The following is a 19,209-nucleotide window of genomic DNA, read 5'->3' as shown; positions in this document are numbered from 1 at the left end:
CGGTAGTACCACCGCGACCGTTCGCGCCATCGGTTTTCACAGGTCCCACCGGTACCACCGGTCCGAGTACACGACGTCACTGAACGCCGCGACGCGGAGATATCCACGTTTTTCGTACATTCGGCATGCCTCGTGGAGGTCGGAGCGAGTATCCAGCCGAATCGACGAGCACCCTGCGTCGCGAGCTACTTGCTCGAGGTGGTCGAGCACGATCGATCCGACGCCATTTCCGCGGCGATCGCGCACGGTGAACACCTTGGTTAGTTCGGCAATCCCATTCTCCAGGAACCGAACCCCACCAACACCGGCAGGCACGTCGGAGACATACGCGATCGCTAGGTACCCGTCCGGTTCGGACAGATCGGTTGCCGGTTCGTCTTCGAGCGCTTCGTCGACTTCCTCTGCGGTAGCGGGCCTCCCATGCCATCGGGAAACGATGTCCTCCAAGTACGAACGAATAATCTTCGACGCGTCCGCCTCGTATGGGTGAGCTCGCCTGACATCGACTTCGGTCATCTCACCGAAAGAATGATCGCAGTTCGGTCGGGCAGCCGCGTCACGTCGACGCGCACATCGGGATCGAGCACACACGTTGGGACTCTACACAGACACCGCCCGACGCTGCGGAGCTCTGATCACAGCGGTGTAGACACCGACGACCAAGGATGCGGCAACGGCGGTCCAGCCGACCGTTGCGTTGTCGAGCTCACCTGCCAAGCGCCCCTGAGCAATCCACATCAGACCCCACACGATGCCGAGGGCCGGGGCGACCGCGCCGCCTGAAAACCAAGCGAGGCCGACGCCCACGCCTGCGGCGACCACCAGCACGGCGACAGCCCAGAACGTGGCGCCCGCGGTGAGACCGATGTCGACGAGCCACGCCGTCACGTTGGCGATCGTCGCAACGCACACCCAGCCGAGATACAACCCCATCGTGCCGTCGGTGGCGACGGCGTCGAGCGTGTTCTCGGGCGCATCGGCCTGCGTCAGCACGAACACCCGCACGAGGACCGCCAGCAGAACGACGATGATCGGAACGCTGAGCCACAGAAGGCCGACCTGGATGGCGAGAATCCACGCAGCGTTGAGGAGCATGGAGATCGCGATCGGTTTCCGCAGCGGGATCTGTCTGGGTCCAGCGAAGAACTGCCAGACGGCGTAGGCGAGAAACCCCACGTAGATGATCGACCACACCGAAAATGCAGGCCCAGCCGGCGCCACCAACGTCGACGTCGCACTGAGGGCCCCGCCCGCTGCTTCGGCGATGGGCGTCCCCACCCACGCGCCGGACCCGACAAACGAACCCACGATCGCCACAACTGCGCTGATCAGAATCCCGACCTTCATGCCGCACGGAATGCCCATTTCGGACGGTCACAAACGACTACGGTTGGGTGATGCTCCGGCGGTTGCTCATCCTCGCGGTTGTCGCCGTCCTCGCAGTCGTCGGGTGGAACTTCTTCGGACCGGGCCCGGCGCGACCGGACGCCTATGTCGGTGATGCATCGGAGTTTCGCTGTCAGCCGCCGTATCCGGTGGGACCGGCGCCCGGCGTCTTCAGTGGCAACGGGAAGGTGCCCGAAGACTTCAGGCCGGTGGCCGCGATCACGTGCGACCCCTATTACGGTGACGTGTCGGGCTCGCTCACCGCGGAATACGTGGAGCGACGATGGGAAGGCGACTTCGGCGCGGTTCTACGTTCGCTGAACAGACCATCCGAGAAGAAGGGGTGGCTGACGAAGTACTGCATGGCGTCGTACAGCGCCGTCGCGGTCGACGAGATGTGGCTACTCGACGACGGTGGCCGAGCAGTCCGGCCCGGTTATCCAGTGGACGATTGCGGCATGTCCATGATCGGCGGGCTGGCGGAAGTGAAGAAACTGAACGAGGTATCGACGACGCCGCATCCCGTCCAATTGGATTTGCAGCAGGTCGAGCAGGTGAGCGGATGCACGACGGCATTCGATCCTCCATTCGAAGGGACCGCTCCAGTCGAATCCAGCTTTTCCGCATACGGCTTCTGCCGCTTCGCATTCGAGCCGACAGGTCCTCGCTTCGACGGAAGCGTCGGGAACGAAGTACAGGTCGACAGTCTGGCAAGGTCCGAACCCTGCACGGATACAGCATCGGCGGTCGCGATCGGTCGTGCCCAGTTCGAGGTCGACGCTCGAACGGTTCTGATCGAGTTGGATGGATGCCGGAAGGTGATCGTCGACGGTTTCGCACCGATGACCGCGTCGGAGGACATCCGTCGCGCATTCTCCTGAACGCATCCGGTGGCCGGTGCACTTTCCCACCACGAAGGGCCCACATTCACGCTTGAATGAGCCACCCACACCAGCTATTCGTATGGGTGGACCATTCAAGCGATGATGGGTCAGGCCAACTGGACCGTCGCGGTGGCACGGTGACCGAAGATTCTCTTGCCCTCGAACGTTGCGTTGAGCGCGACGACTGCGGTGCGGGTCTCGGCGTCGAGCGACTTGATCTTGCCGTCGAACTTGATCTCCGCGGCACGGTGACCATCGACGGGAATGGGTGCGGTGAAGCGGACGGTGTAGTCCTTGACGGCACCGGGATCGCCGAGCCACTCCGTGACGTACCCCCCGCCGAGGCCCATGGTCAGCATTCCGTGCGCGAGGACGTTGTCCAGGTCGATCAGCTTGGCGAACTGCTCACTCCAGTGAATGGGGTTGGCGTCGCCCGCCACGCCTGCGTAGTTGACGAGGTCCCCGCGGGTGAGACGGAATGTCTTGCTGGGCAGTAGGTCTCCGACGGCGACGCTCTCGAACGTCACAGAAGCGGAAGACTGGTTGTCCACGACGACCAACGGTGGATGCTCGACCTGCTCCTCCTCGTCGTGATCGGCGGCGCCTGCGCGCGCGGCCAACGACGTGGCACCCTGCATGACCAGGTTCTCGGCGGCTTCGACGATGCCCTTGTCCACGTCGCCCTCGCGACCGATGAGGAGCGTCGTGTACGTCGTCTGAACCAGTTCGTTGCGCTGGTTGGAGACGATGTTCTTGGTGACCATCATGTCCTTGCCCATGACCTCCTTGTAGGAGTCGAGCGAGACATCGCAGTAGAGATGGTCACCTGCGACGATGGGCTGGTGGTACTGGAGAATTTGATCGGTCTGCAGCATCTGACTGAGATCGAATCCGACGGCGATCTTCTGCAGCAGCCGCTTCTGCGCAAGGGTCCCCACCAGCGACATGAAGGTCAACGGCGCGACAACGTTGGCGTAACCCAGAGCCTTGGCGTCGTCACCCTCCCAGTGCACAGGATTGAAATCCTGCACCGCGCGCGCGTACTCACGAACCTTTTCGCGCCCCACCTCGTAGTAGTCGGCGGCACGATAGTGACGCCCGACCATCGCACGCACATGCTCCGCCGGGTCGAAGGTCTCGCTGGCTGTCACATTCTCACTCATTCGTGGCAACCTACCGGGCGCGGCGCTGCCAGTACACGCGAGGGACCTAGCTTGTGGCACGTCATAGCGCCTCACCACCGGCTCTCGTGCGTCCCACAGGGTCCTGCGCAGTGTCACGCAGAGCGATGCCGCGGAACGGGTTCGTAGGAGGAATTTTCGAACACGTGCGCAGGCGTGATGGTCTTGACTGCGACGAGTGAGCGTCTGGACCGACTTCTCGCGTCGTCGGACGCCAGCAGCGCGGCCCCGTGTGCGGTGAGCGATTCCGGCATCGAGGGAACGAGCACCGGCAACCGCAGATCGCGCCTGAACATGCGCCGGAGAAGGGGCAGATGCGCGCACCCGCCGACCATGACCAGACCGTTCACCGCGTGCGGTGCCTCGACGATGACACTGGCCGTCCAATCCTCGACCAATCGCACGGACCTCTCGACGATGTCGTCGAAAGAACTGCGCCACAACCGCACAGGACCTCCGACGAACGGCCCCGGTACTTCGGCGACCCGCAGACTCGACAACTGCTCGCGCGCATACCCGACCGCAACTGTCACACTGTCGAGCGCTGTGCTCGAGATCAATTCGTCAGCTCCGTACGTGGAGAGAAGATAGTTCCTGACCGCCTCGTCGCACACGTTGCCGCCGAACGCGGTGGTCCGTTGCGAACAATAGACGCGCCCCGTGACGGGGTCGGCGATGGAGACCGTGGTGCCCGAGGCGCCGATGTCACACACAGCGACGGTACGAAGGCCGTCCAGCTGGCCCGACCCGCGCAGAAACCGCAACTGTGCGCCGAGCTCGGATACGACTCCGAACCGCTCGGAACGATGAATCGAATACGCCGAATTTCGACCTCGACCCGCAGGGTCGTCCGGCACAGCGAGCACCGCATCTGCCGGGTCGACGTTCTGAACCGCACTCATGGACCGAAGCAACTCCAGCGCTGCGGACACCTGATCGGACGCGTCGAACGACCGAGCAACGCTCGCCGAGCACACCGAGTCGTCCGCAAAGTCGAGGGCCGTCGCACGCGCCGTGGCAGAGCCGACGGAGACCCCAAGCACCGTTCTCATTCGTTCCTCGACTTCTGCGTATCTCAGATCCGACTTACCAGGATCGTAACCCTCGAATCCGTCTACGGGTAGGTCTTTGAGAGGATTATCGGTCTCGGAGTTTGTTTTCTGAAAATCGAGGAAGACAGCAACGACTGGCGGCACGTGGCGGTGGCCGTCAACAGGCGAGAACGGCGACACACGCCTGTATGTCATGAATTTGTGAACGAAGACAAGCGACTGATTTCTTTCTGACACACCGACGCGTCAGGCGACGTTCTCGATACCGTCCATCGGGCGCCGATCGGCGACCACTTCGCCCCACTCGCGTGTCGACGAACCACCACCGCGGGGCCCGACCACCGGGGCCGCCCCAGTCTCACTCGCGGCATCACGCGCAGCAGCGACGAGCGATCGTGCTGACTGCAGCAGACTGACATCGAAAGCACGACTGTGCGAAACCAATTCCGCGAATGCTTCTTCCGGAGAATAGCCACGAAGAGCGATGAGAACTCCGACCGCCCAATCGATACTCGTGCGAGAATTGTCCATCCAACTTACCTACAATCCGTGAGACCTGAATGTGCGTCGGTAACAACAACTTCGAGAATGCGCAATGCACAGCGATGCCGAATTACGAACAGCGCATACAACACACGCGCGGCCGAATCTCGGCGGATAGCCGAGTCCGTTCGCCGCAGAGGATCATGTCTTTAAATCGTAGCCCGATAGTCGAACACCCTGCCACCGATGTTCGGTGACAATTCACTACTCGATCGATAATTCACACGCGGTTCACATGATCGAATTGTCGTGTCATCACGGCCCTTGCGACGGATCGAATTTCGCCCTCTGCGCCTACGTACGCGTGTGCCGAAAGATTCGCAGCGCTACTCGTCGCCTGTGTTGCCGCTGTCGCCCTGGTTGCCGCTGTCACCCTGGTTGCCGCTGTCACCCTCGCTGCCGCCAGCCGGGGCTTCCGACTCGATGGTCGTCGTGGTGGTCGTTGTGGTCGGTGCAGTGGTCGTCGTCTCGGTGTCGCTCGGGTTGGTCGTAGTGGGCTCGACGCCACCGCCACCGCCACCGCCCGGGGCAGACGGCGAGGTAGTCCTGCTGGTCGTGGTGGGTGTCGGCTGCACTGCATCCCCGCCGTTCGAGCCTGCGGCGGGATCCGGCTCGGGCAAGACTTCGGGCGCAGGCACGATCGCGACCACGCCGGGTGCCTCTTGCACGGCTGCCCCGGGAACGATCTCCGGTCCCGGTGCATCCGGAGCCGCGGGGGTGGTGGTCGCCACTGCACCGACTGGGATCGCCCCAGCTGTCGTCGTCGCAGATGCAGCACCCGCTGTCGGGTACACCATCTGCGACGGCGGGGCTTCGCTCGCAGTCGAAGGTTGCGAGGTCATGGCCCATGCGGTGACCCCGCCCAGCGCAGCGAGAACGCACGCCCCGACGGCAGCTACCGGCCACATGCCTCGGTGACGATCGGAGACACGGCCAGTGGACGCAGCCTTGGGTTCCAGTTCCCCGACCAACATCGCCGCTCCGATATCGGGGGTGAACGCGTCGGACATCCGGTGGTCGAAGATGTCGATCACTGGAGGCGGGTCCGTCTCGGAGTCCTCCAAGCCGTCGGCGACGACTTCACGCTGCAACGCGTTCTCGCACACGACTACACTGCCGACGACCGTCAGGTCGTGCTGCATCGCCTGCACGCGCATGAATCCGAGTGCTATGGAAACGGCACCACCGATGCCTCCGGGCGCCGCGGCAACGGCCACGGATCTCGAAGCGATGGGACCCAGCTCGGGGAACGCTGTGTCGACGAGAGAGGCAGTCACCTCGTACGTGCTGACATGTACGCCAAGAGCAATACGCACGCCGCTCGCACTCCCCCGCCGATCGTGTACCGACGATCCGAATTGGGCGAACAGTCGGTTTGGTCGGCGATCAGAGTACTCGGATATCGAATTCTGCGCGCAATCAGATCTCGAAAGCTTTTATCGCCGCTCGCGCAGCCGCAGCTGCGTGTACTTCCTGGGCGTAGAGGAGTCCGAACGTGAAGCCGTTCTCTCCCGGCGTCACACCAGCAATTCGCCCCAGTTCGAGCAGCGTGGCCGCGGCTACGACGGCGTCCTGATGTTCCCCGAGGATCTCCTGGACATTCTTGTACTTGTCGATCCCCGCCCGCGCTTCCTTCTTACCGACGATGGGCCGTACCAATTCCGCCGCGTATCTCGCGCGCTTTCCGGCCTTGCGCGCCCGGTGCAGCGTCTCGTCCTCACCTGTCCGGACGGCGGTGGCCACACGCTTTCCTGCCTTCTTCCCTGCCTTGCGGGCCAGAGCAACGAGGTCCGCGTCGTCGATCTTCGAAGCACCCGGCGCAAGTGGAAGCCCTCTGCTCCACCGCGCGAGTTCGCTCAGCAATGCTCGGTAACGCTCACCGTCGAGCTCGGTTGTCACGACCTGACGGAACCTGAGTTGCTCGGCGAGGAGATCGTTCTCGATCCGTGCGGCCACCGGGCCGAGCACCAAGTGATCGGGCAGTTCCCCGAGCGAATCGGCGAACCGCGACCGCTGGACCTGACGGTCCCGCACCTCTCCGAGAAGATTTGCATACCAGGATAATTCGACCTCCAGAGCCGATGCCGGTTCTTCGTCGAACATATCGCCGAATACTCTGAGCGCGCTGCGATAGCGACGGATGGCAACCCTGGTCGAATGAATAGGGTCCATCCCGCGCCGAAGGTAGACATCGCCTGCGAAGATCGCCTGGGTCTGCCGATCGAGATAGTCCGCCACCACGCCGGCCGTGCCCGTGTGAACCGGCTCGGCCGCGGACCGAACCGCGCGGTGGAACTTGGAGGGGTGCGCACTCTTTCGCGCACCAGCATCCTTCAGTGTCTTGCCAATTCGCTTCAAGGCCGACTCCGACCCTGCAGGCCCGAGCTCGACCTCGACTTCCCGCCAGCCGTGACCGTCGGCACCTGCGAGATCGACGGTGACCGTATCGTCGGCAACCTCCGCGATCACACCACCGTCGTGATCGGACAGGACTGTCACGCGCCGGAGCGAAGTCAACGTGGCAACCGGCGCAAGCGGCTTTCCGAGGGACACGCCCGCGAGCAGGTCCACCAACTCCTCCGGCACGGTCGCGTCCTCACCCGATCCAAGCGGGAGTCGAATCTCGGTCCGCGCCTTGGCAGCGGGAACCTTCGCGTGCCATCCGGTGTCGGCATCACCGCGCCTGCGGCGCAACGTAATCCCGCGCTGAAGCAGGTCCAACTCCTCGGTGTCGAAATACGTGCTGACAAGCTGCACTTCGGAGGATTCTGCGGAGCCGCCCTTCGGGATCAGCTGGTCCGACGACGGCAGGCCGAAGCCGGGATCCACGTCGAACTTGTCCTCGCGCTCGGTCTGTATCGAAGCCATCCTGCAATAGTGCCCGAAGAAAGTGAACAATCGCCGGACGTCACCGCCGCGGCTGTGAATCAGTCCACTGGAGACTGGACGAAATTCAGATACGCCTTGGACGGAGTCGGCCCTCGCTGGCCCTGGTACTTCGACCCGACCTCAGCGCTGCCGTACGGATGCTCGGACGGACTCGACAGCCTGAACAGGCAGAGCTGGCCGATCTTCATTCCCGGCCACAACGTGATCGGGAGGTTGGCCACATTGGACAGCTCCAACGTGATGTGACCGCTGAAACCGGGGTCGATGAACCCGGCAGTCGAGTGTGTCAACAAGCCCAAACGGCCGAGCGAGCTTTTCCCTTCCAAGCGGCCTGCCAGGTAGTCCGGCAGCGTCGTCAGTTCCAGAGTCGACCCGAGGACGAACTCGCCAGGGTGCAGCACGAACGGCTCACCCTCGGCAGGCTCGACGAGCGTCGTCAGTTCGTCCTGTTGCTTCGCAGGGTCGATGTGGGTGTACCGGGTGTTGTTGAAGACACGAAAAAGCTTGTCGAGGCGTACGTCGACACTCGACGGCTGAACCATCGCCGCATCGAAAGGCTCGATGCCCAGATTGCCGGTGGACACTTCTGCACGTATATCGCGGTCGGAAAGCAGCACAGGGGAAGGTTAACGCCGACGGTATCGGCCTGCCCGCGCAGACCACCGAACGACGCGTGAACCAGTCGGATCCGCGGCCGTCGTACGGCACCGACAACCGCACCGACGTCGGCTGCTAAAGTGGTCCGGCGCGGGGCTTGTTCGGCCTCGTCGCGCCGGTGTAGTTCATTGGTAGAATGCGACCTTCCCAAGGTTGAGAGGCGGGTTCGATTCCCGTCACCGGCTCCACGACGGCATCCGGCCGCTATCTCCGCCTATCTCCCTACGGCTTCCATCGAATCTGGGTGTTCTTCGCACGGTCGCTCGCGCTTCCATGCGCGTACCGAGTTCGGGCCGGCTACTCGGCTTTGTGACTTTTATCGATCAACTAGCGCCCTCACTGTTACATCGCACAACAATTGGGCTTACCCTCGGCTGAGACGACGACCCGAGGTGCAGCGTGAGAAAACAACTGACCGCAATAGCAGCCACCGTATCGATGCTGTGCGTATTCGGCGCTGCGGTCGCCGGGGCAGCACCTGTGATGCCCCGAGTTCAAGGGCCGCCGCAGAGCACCCACGCGGACGCCATCCGTTACTCCGCGGGCACACCCGAGGCAGCACCGTCCGGTGCCAATCGGACCGATTGCGTTCCCACCCCGGAACATCCGAATCCCGTCATCCTCGTGCACGGCACCGATGCGTCGGCGTACTCCGACTGGGCTGCCCTCTCGCCAGCACTCACCGCGTCCGGATACTGCACCTACGCGCTGAACTACGGCGCATCCCCGGACGGAAAAACCTTCGGCTACAGCGATATTCGCAACAGTGCAGTCCAATTGAAGGCCTTCACCGAAGGTGTGCTCGCGGCGACGGGCGCGCAATCGGTCGACCTCGTGGGGTACTCGCAGGGGGCCGCGGTCACCCGGTACTACACCAACCGACTCGACGGAGCACGAGTGGTGGACAAGTGGGTCGGTATCGCATCACCGGCCTACGGGGGAACGCTCTACGGAGTCTCTCCGGTCCTCCAGGTCGTACCGAGCGCAACCCGACTCGTCTCGAGCGAATTCGGGCCCGCCCTGGTGCAGTTGATGCAGGATTCCGCGTTTCTGACCGAGTTGAACGCAGGCGGCGACACGGTCCCCGGCGTCGACTACACCAGCATTGCCACGAGAGTCGACGAGGTGATCCAGCCGTACACCAATGCGCTGCTTCGAGATTCGGGTGCGCGCAACATCGTCGTACAGGACGTGTGCCCACAAGACATGGTCGCTCACTTCACCTTCACGTACGATCCGACCACCATCGCGCTCGTAGAGAGTGCGCTCGACCCTAATGGCCGAGTTCCCGTGCCGTGCACGACGGTTCCCCTCGGTTCGGGGGTTCTGGATGTGGTGATCGCCAGTAACTAGGGAGTCTCGACCTCGCTGTCGAGCTTGAGGACGCGCTGCCCGTCGGACTGTTCGATGAGGTATGCCGGGGTGTCCTCGGTTCCGTTCCGGGTTATCTCGCTACCCGAGATCGTGCGCGTGACTTTGTCCGTGTGGACCTCGACGATCTTTCCCTCGCCGGTGCCCTGTCCCCAGTTCCACTGAACCTTCGTGCCCTTTTTGTGTGTCATGGTGTCTGGACTACCCCGCCCGAGCACAATTGATACGCGCGGAGCCCCACGAACAATTCGGCCGAATGCACAGGGTTCAGGAAGTCGCGTCCGGTCAACTCACCGATCCGGCGCAGTCGATACAGCACGGTATTCCGGTGATAGTGCAGGCGGTTCGACGCCTCGGCGGTGGACCCCTTGGCCTCGAACCATGCGTCGAGGGTGCTCAACAGGCTCGTTCGTTCGTCTTCGGGCAGATCCAGTAACGACCCGAGGATCTGCTTCGCCGCGATCAGGCCCCCCTCGGGTCGATCGACGAGCAACAGCGGAATCGGAACGGCGTCGTACCGTGTTGCGGGTGCGTCGTTCACAGGCGCGCAACGACGTGCCGATCGGGCTTGCTCGACCGCCTTCGGAATGCCGACCGCAGCGGTGAACACCGCGCTGATGCCCACGTTTCCACCTTCGTCGGCGATTCCGTCGAGAGCTGATTCCAGCTTGCCGTGACTCTGCGCGAACAGGAGACCCACCACACCGTCGACGGCGCTGTCCCAGACCGCGTCGACACCGGGTTCACTGATGTCGGCGCACCGGCTGTCGGCGGAGACGACGACGAAGCTGCCGCGGTCGGGGATACGGAACGTTCGTAGCGCGTCGGCCACAAATGCAGAGTCGGTACCGTGATCGGCGAACAGCGCGCGGACGAGCCGAGTTCGCGCGTCCGCATCCTGCTCGGCGCGCGCATCGACGGCGACTCGGTACGCCTCTGCCGCAGCATCGGACGCCACGTCGATCAACGCCCACACCTGGGCGGCCATCTCCAGAAGTTCGCGCGGAGCCTCTCCCTCGGACCGGTTCATCAGCTCCTCCCAGACCAGCCGGCCGCCGAGCCGGAACGCGTGGAGCAGAGCTGCGAGCGGAACACCCTGGTCGGCTTTCAGCCTGCCGGCTGCTTTCGCGGATTCGAGATCGATAGGACGCACACCGGCGAGATCTCTGACCATGTCGCCGACGTTGTCCACGCATGCTCTCCGAAGCTGAGCCGGACTGAGAACCGACGATTCGGCGTAGGCATGTTCCTCGGCCAATATGCGGCGAACCAACTCGTCGGCCAGTTCGTCGATGACTGCCAGCAAGGGCGCTGCAAGCGCTGTGGACTGCAAGGGAGTAACTGTTCCGGGTGACGCCATGGCACGAGAATAGCTTTGCTGGTGTAACTCACGCCACAGGCTCTTTGTGCAGTCGCACAGCAACGGGGGTGGGTTGGAGAGCGTCGGCCTATAGCGCCGAGGCAGGCAAAGAGACCACAATCACAGTGAGACCCACCGAACCGAACGAGACGGAGCGAGCCGAGTGACCGAGCAGAGCGCACCACACCTGCATGTAGCGGATACGTCCGGCAGCGAAACCCACGCACGCATCGACGCTGCACTGGACGAATTGCGTGAAGGCGAGAAGGCATGGGCGTCGTCGACGCTGTCCCAGCGGAGCGCGCTGATCGCACGCGTTCGCGACCTCACGGTCGAACACGCCGCCGAATGGGTCGCCGCGGCCGCCTCGATCAAGGGACTCGATCCGGCGTCCTCACTCGTCGGCGAGGAGTGGATGTCGGGTCCGTACGCGTTCGCGGGCGGAGCAGCCACCTTGGCCCGGACGTTGAGCGAACTCGACCGCGGCGTCAGCCCACTCGCCGACGTCACGTTCGGAACCGCGCCTGGAGACCGGACCACCGTGCAGGTTCTTCCGCACGGAGTGTTCGATCACCTGCTGCTCAGCGGCTTCAGCGCCCAGGTCTGGCTGAAGCCCGGGATCGCCGCCGACACGGCACGGCGCACAGCAGGTCTTGCACAATTGAATCCGAAGGCGACCAAAGGCGTCGGCGTGGTGCTCGGTGCGGGCAACATCATGTCGATCGCTCCCCTCGACACCCTGTACGAACTGATCGCGAACAACCGGGTCGTGGCACTCAAGCTCAATCCGATCACCGACCCGATGCTCCCGGTGCTCACCAAGGTCCTTGCGCCACTGATCGAGATCGGCGCAGTTCGTATTCTGACCGGAGGCCCGGAGACCGGTGGCTACCTCGTCGCGCACGACCACGTGGACCATGTGCACATGACCGGCAGTTCGATCACGCACGATGCCATCGTGTTCGGAACGGGCGAATCCGGCGCGGCCAGGAAAGCAGCGGGACAACCACTGCTCACCAAACCGATCACCAGCGAACTCGGCGGAGTATCTCCCACCATTGTGCTGCCGGGCGAATGGAGCCGCGCCGACATCGAGTTCCAAGCCGAACACGTTGCTACACAGCGCCTTCACAACAGCGGGTACAACTGCGTCGCATCACAGGTTCTCGTGCTGTCCTCCGAGTGGAAGCAACGTGACGAGTTCGTGACGGCGGTGCGCGACGCCATGGCCGCCGCGCCGAAGCGCCGCGCCTACTACCCCGGCAGCGACGGCAGAGTGGAATCGGCCGTCGACAGTTATCCAGGCGCCCAGCGGCTGGACGGCGGGCGCGTCCTGATCGACAATCTGAATCCAGGCGAAGAGACCGCCCTGCTCAACACCGAATACTTCGCGCCCGTCCTCGGAATCGTCGAACTCCCCTACAGCGGTGAGCGATTCTTCACCGAGGCCACGACGACAGTCAACGAGAAGTTCATCGGTACCCTCGGGGTCAACGTTCTGGCGCACCCGCGGACGATCGACAGTTTCGGCGCGCGTTTCGACGAACTACTCGCCGAACTCCGCTATGGCGCCATCGCAGTCAACGCCTGGACCGCTCTCGCGTTCCTCTCTCCCGCCGCCACGTGGGGCGCGTTTCCCGGCCACACCATCGACGACGTGCAGAGCGGAATCGGCATCGTGCACAACGCATTTCTCATCGACGGCGCCGAGCGAACCGTGGTGCGCGGACCGTTCCGGCCCTCGCCCCGATCGTTGGTCAACCGTGAGCTGTCCATCTCGCCGAAGCCGCCGTGGTTCGTCTCCAATCGCACCGCCGCGACGACAGGGCGTCTGCTGACCGCTTTCGCCGGACGGCCGTCCTGGGCCAAGCTGCCTGCCATCTTCGCCTCGGCACTACGCGGATAAGGGGAAATCATGTCTTCGGTAGCGGACTACGTTGTGGTCGGAGCAGGTTCGTCGGGGGCGGTGCTGGCCAATCGACTCAGTGCCGACCCCCGCAACACGGTCGTTCTTCTCGAGGCAGGGCCGGAGGACAAGAACAAGTTCGCGCACATCCCCGCGGCGTTCTCCAAACTGTTCCGCAGCGAGGTCGACTGGAACTACGACTCCGAGCCACAGCCGGAACTCAAGGGCCGCAGCATCTTCTGGCCGCGAGGAAAAATGCTCGGCGGCTCGTCGTCCATGAACGCGATGATGTGGGTGCGCGGCTTCGCCGCCGACTACGACGAATGGGCCTCGGTGAGTGACCCGTCGTGGTCGTTCGACAAGCTCATTCCCTACTTCCGCAAGATCGAGAGCATCGAAGGCACGACGGCAGCCGACGCAGGCACGAGCGGTCCGCTGATCGTGTCGAATCAGCGCAGTCCCCGCGCGCTGACGGGGTCGTTCCTCGACGCCGTTCGCCAGGCTGGCTATCCCGTCGAACCTGCGAATCTCCCCGAACCCAAGGGATTTTCGCAGACCATGGTGAACCAGAAGCGAGGAGCACGCTGGAGCACAGCCGATGCGTACCTCAAACCGATCCGCAAGCGCGCCAACCTGACGGTGATCACCGAGGCTCAGGCGTCGAAAGTCGTGTTCGAGGGTTCGGCCGCGGTAGGCGTCGAGTACGTCTCCAAAGGCCGGACACAGACTGTCCGGGCAACGCGGGAGGTCGTTCTCGCGGGCGGTGCCGTCAATACTCCGCAGCTGCTGATGCTGTCCGGAATCGGCGACGCCGAACAGCTCCGGCAACACGGCATCACAGTCCAACATCACGCACCCGAGGTCGGTAAGAACCTCACCGACCACCTTGCAGCCCTCATCGGGTGGAGCGTCGACAATGATTCCCTGTTCTTCGCGGAGAAGATCCCGGAACTGGTCAACTACCTGGCACGTAGGCGCGGAATGCTGACGTCGAACGTCGCCGAGGCATACGGATTCGTCAAGAGTCGCCCCGAATTGCAGCTTCCCGATCTCGAAGTCATCTACGCGCCCGCGCCGTTCTTCGACGAGGGCCTCATCGCTCCCGACGCTCACGCCGCGGTCATCGGGACAGTTCTGCTCCGCCCCGAGAGTCGCGGGGACATCACGCTGCGCTCATCGGATCCGTTGGCCAAACCGGTCATCGATCCCCGATACCTCAGTGATTCGAACGGAGTCGACCGGGACGCGATGTTGGAGGGCCTGCGGGTGTGCACCGACATCGCCGCGCAACCGGCACTGGCCGACTTGCTCGGTTCGGTCGTCAGACCACCCAATGCAGGCGATCTACTGTCCGAGGCTCTCGAACAGAACGCGCACACCCTGTACCACCCGGTGAGCACGTGCCGCATGGGCAACGACCCGTCGTCCGTCGTCACACCCGACCTGAAGGTCCGGGGCGTCGACAACCTGCGCGTGGCGGACGCCTCGATCATGCCGACCATCATCCGAGGCCACACTCACGCTCCGAGCGTGGTCATCGGTGAGAAGGCGGCAGATCTGCTGCTGGCACGCTGAGAGCCTTTCAGCGGGGTTCGAGGCCCGTCGCGACCGGGCGCGACGGGTCGTTCGACCACTGCGACCACGAGCCAGGGAAAAGCGCGGCGTCGATACCGGCAATGGCGAGAGCGGCAACCTGGTGCGCGGCCGTCACGCCCGATCCGCAGTAGACGCCGACAGCGCGCGAATCCGTGCCCGAGTCGGTGCTCAGGTTGGCGAATCTCACGCGTAGTGCCTCCGGAGAGAGGAAGCGGCCGTCGGCGTCGAGATTCTCCGCCGTCGGCGCACTGATCGCACCGGGGATGTGGCCTGCCCTGGGATCGATCGGTTCGGTCTCGCCCGAGTAGCGCTCTGCCGCGCGGGCGTCGAGCAGCATCCCCGAATCGGCGACAGCGGCGGCCTCGTCCGCGGTCAGTGTCGGCAGGTGACCTCCGGTGAGAACGACGTCTCCCTCGGAAACAGGAAGCTCCTCGCCGGACGCCGTGTCATGGCCCGCCGCGATCCAGGCCTTCAGACCTCCGTCGAGAAGAGCCACCTGCGTGAAGCCCGCCCACCTCAACAACCACCAGGCCCTCGCCGCAGCGAGATTGCCCGTGTTGTCGTAGACCACGACAGGAATATCCGTACTGACGCCCCAGCGCCGCGCCGCGGCCTGCAGGTCCGGCACGGACGGTAGCGGATGACGCCCTCGCTCCAAAACACCGTGATCGGCCAGCTCGGTAGGGAGGTCGACGTAGACCGCACCGGGAATGTGCGCCTCCAGGTAGTGCTGATGGCCATCCGCGTCACCGAGAGCCCACCGAACATCCAGCACCACCGGCGGCACCAAACTACCCAGCGCCGCCTTCACGTCGGCAACGTCGCGAATCACATTCACTGGACACACTCCTGACAATTCCGGTCCATGACGGGGCCCATCGTATCGATCGAGGGTGTTTCTGCGACCCACACCGGTCCGCCCTACGAAACCGGAAGCCCCGTTATGGAGCCATAACCGCACCCGAGGTCACGGGGTGGGTACGAGAAGGTCACGGTCCGGTCACGGCCCTACTACGAGTGTCGAAATCGGACATTCTGGTCAACTAAACGCTCTCAAAAGTGGGAGTCTATGTGTACCAAAGCAATTTGGCTTTGCATTTCGACGAAACGGGATGCTCAAACCGGCGATCTGCCCTCGTTCCATCGCACGAGGGGGACACCGACCCGCGCACGTTCCGCACCGAACCCATCCGGATCGGTACCTGCGGCGAATCACCATCAACGCTCAAGAGCTGAGCCAACGAAAGGTTGATCACATGATCTCGATCCGTAAAGTCATGGCCGCCACTGCAATTGGCGCAATGACGCTCGTGCCGCTCGCAGCATGCTCCAGCGACGACTCCTCCACCACCGAGGCCAGCACCACGTCCGCTGCTGCGGAGACCACCGAAGCCACTCCCGAGCCCGCAGCCGAGGTCGACGACCTCAGCAACGGCGTCAGCACAGCCGTGGCGCTCGATCCGGGATTCACCGGCGCACTGACGACTCTCGGCCTCACGCCGGGCGTCATCGGAACTGCAACTCTCGCAGACGGTTCCATCGCCTTCCCGATCACCGGCGGCAACGTCAAGTACTGGGAGCCGGGCACGGTCGACCCCTACGTTCAGGGTGAGATCATGCACGACGGAAGCGGATTGTCGCTCACCGCAGGCGACACCGTCGTCGAGCTCACCGACTTCGACATCGATCCCGGTACCTCGCTGCTCACCGGTACGGTCAGTGTCAACGGCGAAGTTGCTGCCGAAGACGCAGTCATCTTCGACCTCGACGGCCGTACGCTGAACCCGTTGGCCACCGGACCGAACAACACCGCGATCCTGCAGGGCACCCAGGTCAAGATCTCCGAGACCGCAGCCGGCCTGCTCAACGACACGTTCAAGACCGACGCTGTCACCCCGGGTCTGCTCGTGGGCGTAGCGACCATCACCGTCGCCACCGCATAACCACATGCCCGACGAAAACGTCCGAGTGAGATCTCCGCAGAAAGCGGCCTCGCTCGGACGTTTTCGTAGTCCATTGAGAGGTCCCTGGCTGACCTCGATCTTCGGCGCACTACTGCTCGTGGGCCTGCCGGTGGTCATACTCACCGGGCTGCTGTCCTACGTGGCATACGGGCCGCAATTCGGCCAGGCCCTGCCGGTGGACGTCGGCTGGCTGCAACTCCCCCAATTCGACTGGCCCACAAACCCCGCATGGCTGTACCGCCTCACACAGGGGCTGCACGTCGGGCTCGGGCTCGTCTTGATTCCCATCGTTCTGGCCAAGCTCTGGTCGGTCATCCCAAAGCTGTTCGTCACGCCGCCGATTCGCTCGGTTGCCTCTGCTCTGGAACGTCTTTCGCTCATTGCGCTCGTCGGCGGAATACTGTTCGAGATCGTCACCGGCGTTCTCAACATCCAGTACGACTACATTTTCGGCTTCAGTTTCTACACTGCCCACTACTGGGGTGCGTGGATCTTCATCGCCGGGTTCGTCAGCCACGCGCTTATCAAGACACCGTTGATGATTCGCACGCTGCGCGGCCGTTCGTTGATGCAGGTGTTGAACGACAAGCAGTCCGAACAGGAGGTCGGCGACTCCGACCTCATCTCCGACGACCCCGCAGAACCGACGATGAGCCGCCGAGGCGCGCTCGCTCTCGTCGGCGGAGGCGCCGTCTTCGTCGCCGTGCTCACCGCAGGTCAGACGACCGGTGGCTTCCTCAGGAACGCCGCCATTCTGCTTCCCCGTGGGCGCTCGTACGGCGAGGGACCCAACGACTTTCAAATCAACCGTACGGCGGCCGCAGCGGGTATCGACGGCGATGCCACCGGCGCTGCATGGATCTTGGAGCTGACCGGCGGCCCACAGGCAATCACGTTCACGCGCGACGCTCTACTCGGAATGGAGCAGCACACTGCCGAGCTGCCGATAGCGTGCGTCGAAGGATGGTCGACGGTACAGACCTGGACCGGCGTGCGACTGCGCGACCTGGCCGCCGCAACAGGCGTCGGGAATCTGGAATCGGCTCAGGTCACCTCCATCGAAGTCAGCGGTCCGTTTCGCCAGGCAACACTGCATTCAGGCCAAGTGCTGCACCCGGATTCGCTTCTCGCCTTGCAGGTCAACGGCGTCGATCTCTCACCCGACCACGGCTATCCTGCCCGCATCATCGTCCCGGCAATGCCTGGGGTCCACAACACCAAGTGGGTCAAGGCTATCGAATTCAGGTCGACGTGAAGCGGCTGTACGGGGCGAGCCCTCTCCACCTTCTCACCCTCGGTTTCGCCTTCGCCCTCGTCGGGTACGTCGTCTACGTTGCGGGGTTCGAGACTTTCTGGAACAAGGACGTGTGGTGGCAGTCGATAGGTGTGTGGTTCGCAGGGTCGGTGATCGCGCACGACCTCGTCCTGTTTCCGCTGTACGCCGTGGCCGACCGAACTCTCAGGTTCGGCGCAGGCCGGACCCACCGCTTCCGTGTGTCACCCCTCAACTACGTTCGGATCCCAGCGCTCGGCACGGCCCTCACCTTCGCGCTGTTCTTTCCCGGAATAATTCAGCAGGGTTCGGAGACCTACCGAGCTGCAACCGGTTTGACGCAAGAGCCGTTCCTGGGTCGCTGGTTGCTGCTGACCGCAGCGCTGTACGGCGTCAGCGCCGTCGTTTACGCCATTCGCCTCGCATCGACCAGGAGACTTTCATGACCGTCACAGCGGACGAGCTGTTTCGGAGGGCCTCCTCGGGCCTTCCCTGTTGGATGGGCCATTCCGACGGCACACGTGAATCTCTGCCCACTGCCCGCTGGATGGGCGGCGACGCGTCGAGCACGGAGGATCGGATCGCCGATTTCTCGATGATCGACCAATGCACCGGGCCCACTCTCGACCTCGGCTGCGGACCCGGCCGCCTCACCGAAGGACTTGCTCGACGGGGTATCTCGGCGCTCGGCGTCGACACCTCGCGCGAGGCGATCGATCTCACCGTCGGACGAGGTGGCCGCGCTGTTCTGCGGGACTTGTTCGAACCTTTGCCCAACGTCGGTGAGTGGGACAGTGTGCTGCTCGCGGACGGCAACATCGGCATCGGCGGTGACCCGGTTCGATTGCTCCGTAGAGCAGCCGAACTGATCCGCCCGGGTGGCGCCGTGATCGCCGAGGTCGACGCCCCGGGAGACGACAGGGTCCGCACCCAGACCGTGCGGTGGGAAACCGATACGACGGTCGGCGAGTGGTTCGCGTGGGCCTGCGTCAGCGTCGACGCCACCTCCGGGCTCGCCCAGGCGGCCGGTCTTTCCGTCGTCGACATCGCGCAGATTCACGGTCGGTATTTCGCTCGGTTGCGCTCCGCGCCCGTGAGTGAGTAGTGACAGAGGGGCGTAATTATGCGCGCACAGGCGGCGGAGCCG

The 19,209-nt window shown here is 63.7% G+C and carries 19 protein-coding genes and 1 tRNA gene; 9 read left to right on the top strand and 11 right to left on the bottom strand.

Translation table 11 applies throughout. The features are described from left to right. Positions 1-36: 36 nt before the first annotated feature. A complete protein-coding gene (locus tag D8W71_RS06155; protein ID WP_121111888.1) occupies positions 37-516 on the bottom strand; it encodes a GNAT family N-acetyltransferase in 480 nt (159 codons plus the stop codon). 84 nt (positions 517-600) lie between these two features. Continuing rightward, entirely contained in the window at positions 601-1,347 is a 747-nt protein-coding gene (locus tag D8W71_RS06150) for a tryptophan-rich sensory protein (RefSeq protein WP_121118682.1), read from the bottom strand. Between the two features lie 50 nt (positions 1,348-1,397). Here D8W71_RS06150 and D8W71_RS06145 point away from each other — a divergent pair, with 50 nt between their 5' ends. Next, positions 1,398-2,267 (top strand): hypothetical protein, encoded by an 870-nt coding sequence (locus tag D8W71_RS06145; RefSeq protein ID WP_121111886.1) that lies wholly within the window; start codon positions 1,398-1,400, stop codon positions 2,265-2,267. A gap of 110 nt (positions 2,268-2,377) precedes the next feature. Here the strand turns inward: D8W71_RS06145 and D8W71_RS06140 are convergent, their stop codons facing one another. From D8W71_RS06140 to dcd, 6 genes are all read right to left on the bottom strand, one after another. Next, the gene (locus D8W71_RS06140; RefSeq protein WP_121111884.1) at positions 2,378-3,433 is read right to left on the bottom strand and encodes a fused (3R)-hydroxyacyl-ACP dehydratase subunits HadA/HadB; all 1,056 of its coding nucleotides are present in this window, start codon (positions 3,431-3,433) and stop codon (positions 2,378-2,380) included. Positions 3,434-3,546: 113 nt separating this feature from the next. Continuing rightward, positions 3,547-4,503, bottom strand: coding sequence for a rod shape-determining protein (locus tag D8W71_RS06135; RefSeq protein ID WP_121118680.1), 957 nt, complete (start codon positions 4,501-4,503; stop codon positions 3,547-3,549). Positions 4,504-4,749: 246 nt separating this feature from the next. Continuing rightward, positions 4,750-5,034, bottom strand: a complete 285-nt coding sequence (locus D8W71_RS06130) for an ANTAR domain-containing protein (RefSeq protein ID WP_121111882.1) — start codon at positions 5,032-5,034, stop codon at positions 4,750-4,752. Between the two features lie 338 nt (positions 5,035-5,372). Then, positions 5,373-6,362, bottom strand: a complete 990-nt coding sequence (locus tag D8W71_RS06125; protein ID WP_236077733.1) for a hypothetical protein — start codon at positions 6,360-6,362, stop codon at positions 5,373-5,375. A 103-nt stretch (positions 6,363-6,465) separates the two neighbouring features. After that, the gene (locus D8W71_RS06120; protein ID WP_121111880.1) at positions 6,466-7,914 is read right to left on the bottom strand and encodes a CYTH and CHAD domain-containing protein; all 1,449 of its coding nucleotides are present in this window, start codon (positions 7,912-7,914) and stop codon (positions 6,466-6,468) included. Positions 7,915-7,973: 59 nt separating this feature from the next. Continuing rightward, positions 7,974-8,552: a dCTP deaminase gene (dcd, locus tag D8W71_RS06115; protein WP_121111878.1), complete on the bottom strand. Its 579-nt coding sequence runs from the start codon at positions 8,550-8,552 to the stop codon at positions 7,974-7,976. A gap of 154 nt (positions 8,553-8,706) precedes the next feature. Here dcd and D8W71_RS06110 point away from each other — a divergent pair. Both D8W71_RS06110 and D8W71_RS06105 read left to right on the top strand, forming a co-directional pair. Continuing rightward, a tRNA-Gly gene (locus D8W71_RS06110) sits at positions 8,707-8,780 on the top strand. A 250-nt stretch (positions 8,781-9,030) separates the two neighbouring features. Next, positions 9,031-9,945: an esterase/lipase family protein gene (locus D8W71_RS06105; protein WP_121118678.1), complete on the top strand. Its 915-nt coding sequence runs from the start codon at positions 9,031-9,033 to the stop codon at positions 9,943-9,945. Here D8W71_RS06105 and D8W71_RS06100 read toward each other — a convergent pair. Further along, positions 9,942-10,154 (bottom strand): DUF2945 domain-containing protein, encoded by a 213-nt coding sequence (locus D8W71_RS06100; protein ID WP_121111876.1) that lies wholly within the window; start codon positions 10,152-10,154, stop codon positions 9,942-9,944. The two genes, D8W71_RS06105 and D8W71_RS06100, sit on opposite strands and share 4 nt — an antisense overlap. Then, positions 10,151-11,323 carry a PucR family transcriptional regulator gene (locus D8W71_RS06095; RefSeq protein WP_121111874.1) on the bottom strand — a complete coding sequence of 391 codons (1,173 nt, stop codon included), beginning with the start codon at positions 11,321-11,323 and terminating at the stop codon, positions 10,151-10,153. Before D8W71_RS06095 ends, D8W71_RS06100 begins: the two co-directional genes overlap by 4 nt. A 187-nt stretch (positions 11,324-11,510) precedes the next feature. On the opposite strand from D8W71_RS06095, the gene D8W71_RS06090 reads away from it, so the two are divergent. After that, positions 11,511-13,229 carry an aldehyde dehydrogenase family protein gene (locus tag D8W71_RS06090; protein ID WP_236077906.1) on the top strand — a complete coding sequence of 573 codons (1,719 nt, stop codon included), beginning with the start codon at positions 11,511-11,513 and terminating at the stop codon, positions 13,227-13,229. 9 nt (positions 13,230-13,238) lie between these two features. Then, positions 13,239-14,804, top strand: a complete 1,566-nt coding sequence (locus D8W71_RS06085) for a GMC family oxidoreductase (protein ID WP_121111872.1) — start codon at positions 13,239-13,241, stop codon at positions 14,802-14,804. Between the two features lie 7 nt (positions 14,805-14,811). Here the strand turns inward: D8W71_RS06085 and D8W71_RS06080 are convergent, their stop codons facing one another. Beyond that, a complete protein-coding gene (locus tag D8W71_RS06080) occupies positions 14,812-15,654 on the bottom strand; it encodes a sulfurtransferase (protein ID WP_121118674.1) in 843 nt (280 codons plus the stop codon). 427 nt (positions 15,655-16,081) lie between these two features. Here D8W71_RS06080 and D8W71_RS06075 point away from each other — a divergent pair, with 427 nt between their 5' ends. The 4 genes from D8W71_RS06075 to D8W71_RS06060 are packed head-to-tail and all read left to right on the top strand — an operon-like array spanning position 16,082 to position 19,167. Beyond that, positions 16,082-16,768, top strand: coding sequence for a hypothetical protein (locus D8W71_RS06075; protein ID WP_121118672.1), 687 nt, complete (start codon positions 16,082-16,084; stop codon positions 16,766-16,768). Positions 16,769-16,772: 4 nt separating this feature from the next. After that, on the top strand, positions 16,773-18,044 hold the full coding sequence (locus D8W71_RS06070; RefSeq protein WP_121111870.1) for a molybdopterin-dependent oxidoreductase: 1,272 nt from the start codon (positions 16,773-16,775) through the stop codon (positions 18,042-18,044). Further along, positions 18,041-18,508, top strand: coding sequence for a hypothetical protein (locus tag D8W71_RS06065; RefSeq protein ID WP_121111868.1), 468 nt, complete (start codon positions 18,041-18,043; stop codon positions 18,506-18,508). Before D8W71_RS06070 ends, D8W71_RS06065 begins: the two co-directional genes overlap by 4 nt. Further along, the gene (locus tag D8W71_RS06060; protein ID WP_121111866.1) at positions 18,505-19,167 is read left to right on the top strand and encodes a methyltransferase domain-containing protein; all 663 of its coding nucleotides are present in this window, start codon (positions 18,505-18,507) and stop codon (positions 19,165-19,167) included. The genes D8W71_RS06065 and D8W71_RS06060 overlap by 4 nt, the downstream gene beginning before the upstream one ends. Positions 19,168-19,209: the final 42 nt, after the last annotated feature.

Origin of the sequence: Rhodococcus sp. P1Y (assembly GCF_003641205.1) — a bacterium.
Classification (GTDB): domain Bacteria; phylum Actinomycetota; class Actinomycetes; order Mycobacteriales; family Mycobacteriaceae; genus Rhodococcoides.
This window is presented reverse-complemented; position numbering and strand designations above follow the sequence as displayed.

Bases quoted from the DNA above. Each gene is read 5' to 3' on its own strand.
- D8W71_RS06155 (WP_121111888.1), bottom strand. From the start codon at position 516: ATGACCGAAGTCGATGTCAGGCGAGCTCACCCATACGAGGCGGACGCG.
- D8W71_RS06150 (WP_121118682.1), bottom strand. From the start codon at position 1,347: ATGAAGGTCGGGATTCTGATCAGCGCAGTTGTGGCGATCGTGGGTTCG.
- D8W71_RS06145 (WP_121111886.1), top strand. From the start codon at position 1,398: ATGCTCCGGCGGTTGCTCATCCTCGCGGTTGTCGCCGTCCTCGCAGTC.
- D8W71_RS06140 (WP_121111884.1), bottom strand. From the start codon at position 3,433: ATGAGTGAGAATGTGACAGCCAGCGAGACCTTCGACCCGGCGGAGCAT.
- D8W71_RS06135 (WP_121118680.1), bottom strand. From the start codon at position 4,503: ATGAGAACGGTGCTTGGGGTCTCCGTCGGCTCTGCCACGGCGCGTGCG.
- D8W71_RS06130 (WP_121111882.1), bottom strand. From the start codon at position 5,034: ATGGACAATTCTCGCACGAGTATCGATTGGGCGGTCGGAGTTCTCATC.
- D8W71_RS06120 (WP_121111880.1), bottom strand. From the start codon at position 7,914: ATGGCTTCGATACAGACCGAGCGCGAGGACAAGTTCGACGTGGATCCC.
- D8W71_RS06105 (WP_121118678.1), top strand. From the start codon at position 9,031: ATGCTGTGCGTATTCGGCGCTGCGGTCGCCGGGGCAGCACCTGTGATG.
- D8W71_RS06100 (WP_121111876.1), bottom strand. From the start codon at position 10,154: ATGACACACAAAAAGGGCACGAAGGTTCAGTGGAACTGGGGACAGGGC.
- D8W71_RS06095 (WP_121111874.1), bottom strand. From the start codon at position 11,323: ATGGCGTCACCCGGAACAGTTACTCCCTTGCAGTCCACAGCGCTTGCA.
- D8W71_RS06085 (WP_121111872.1), top strand. From the start codon at position 13,239: ATGTCTTCGGTAGCGGACTACGTTGTGGTCGGAGCAGGTTCGTCGGGG.
- D8W71_RS06075 (WP_121118672.1), top strand. From the start codon at position 16,082: ATGATCTCGATCCGTAAAGTCATGGCCGCCACTGCAATTGGCGCAATG.
- D8W71_RS06070 (WP_121111870.1), top strand. From the start codon at position 16,773: ATGCCCGACGAAAACGTCCGAGTGAGATCTCCGCAGAAAGCGGCCTCG.
- D8W71_RS06060 (WP_121111866.1), top strand. From the start codon at position 18,505: ATGACCGTCACAGCGGACGAGCTGTTTCGGAGGGCCTCCTCGGGCCTT.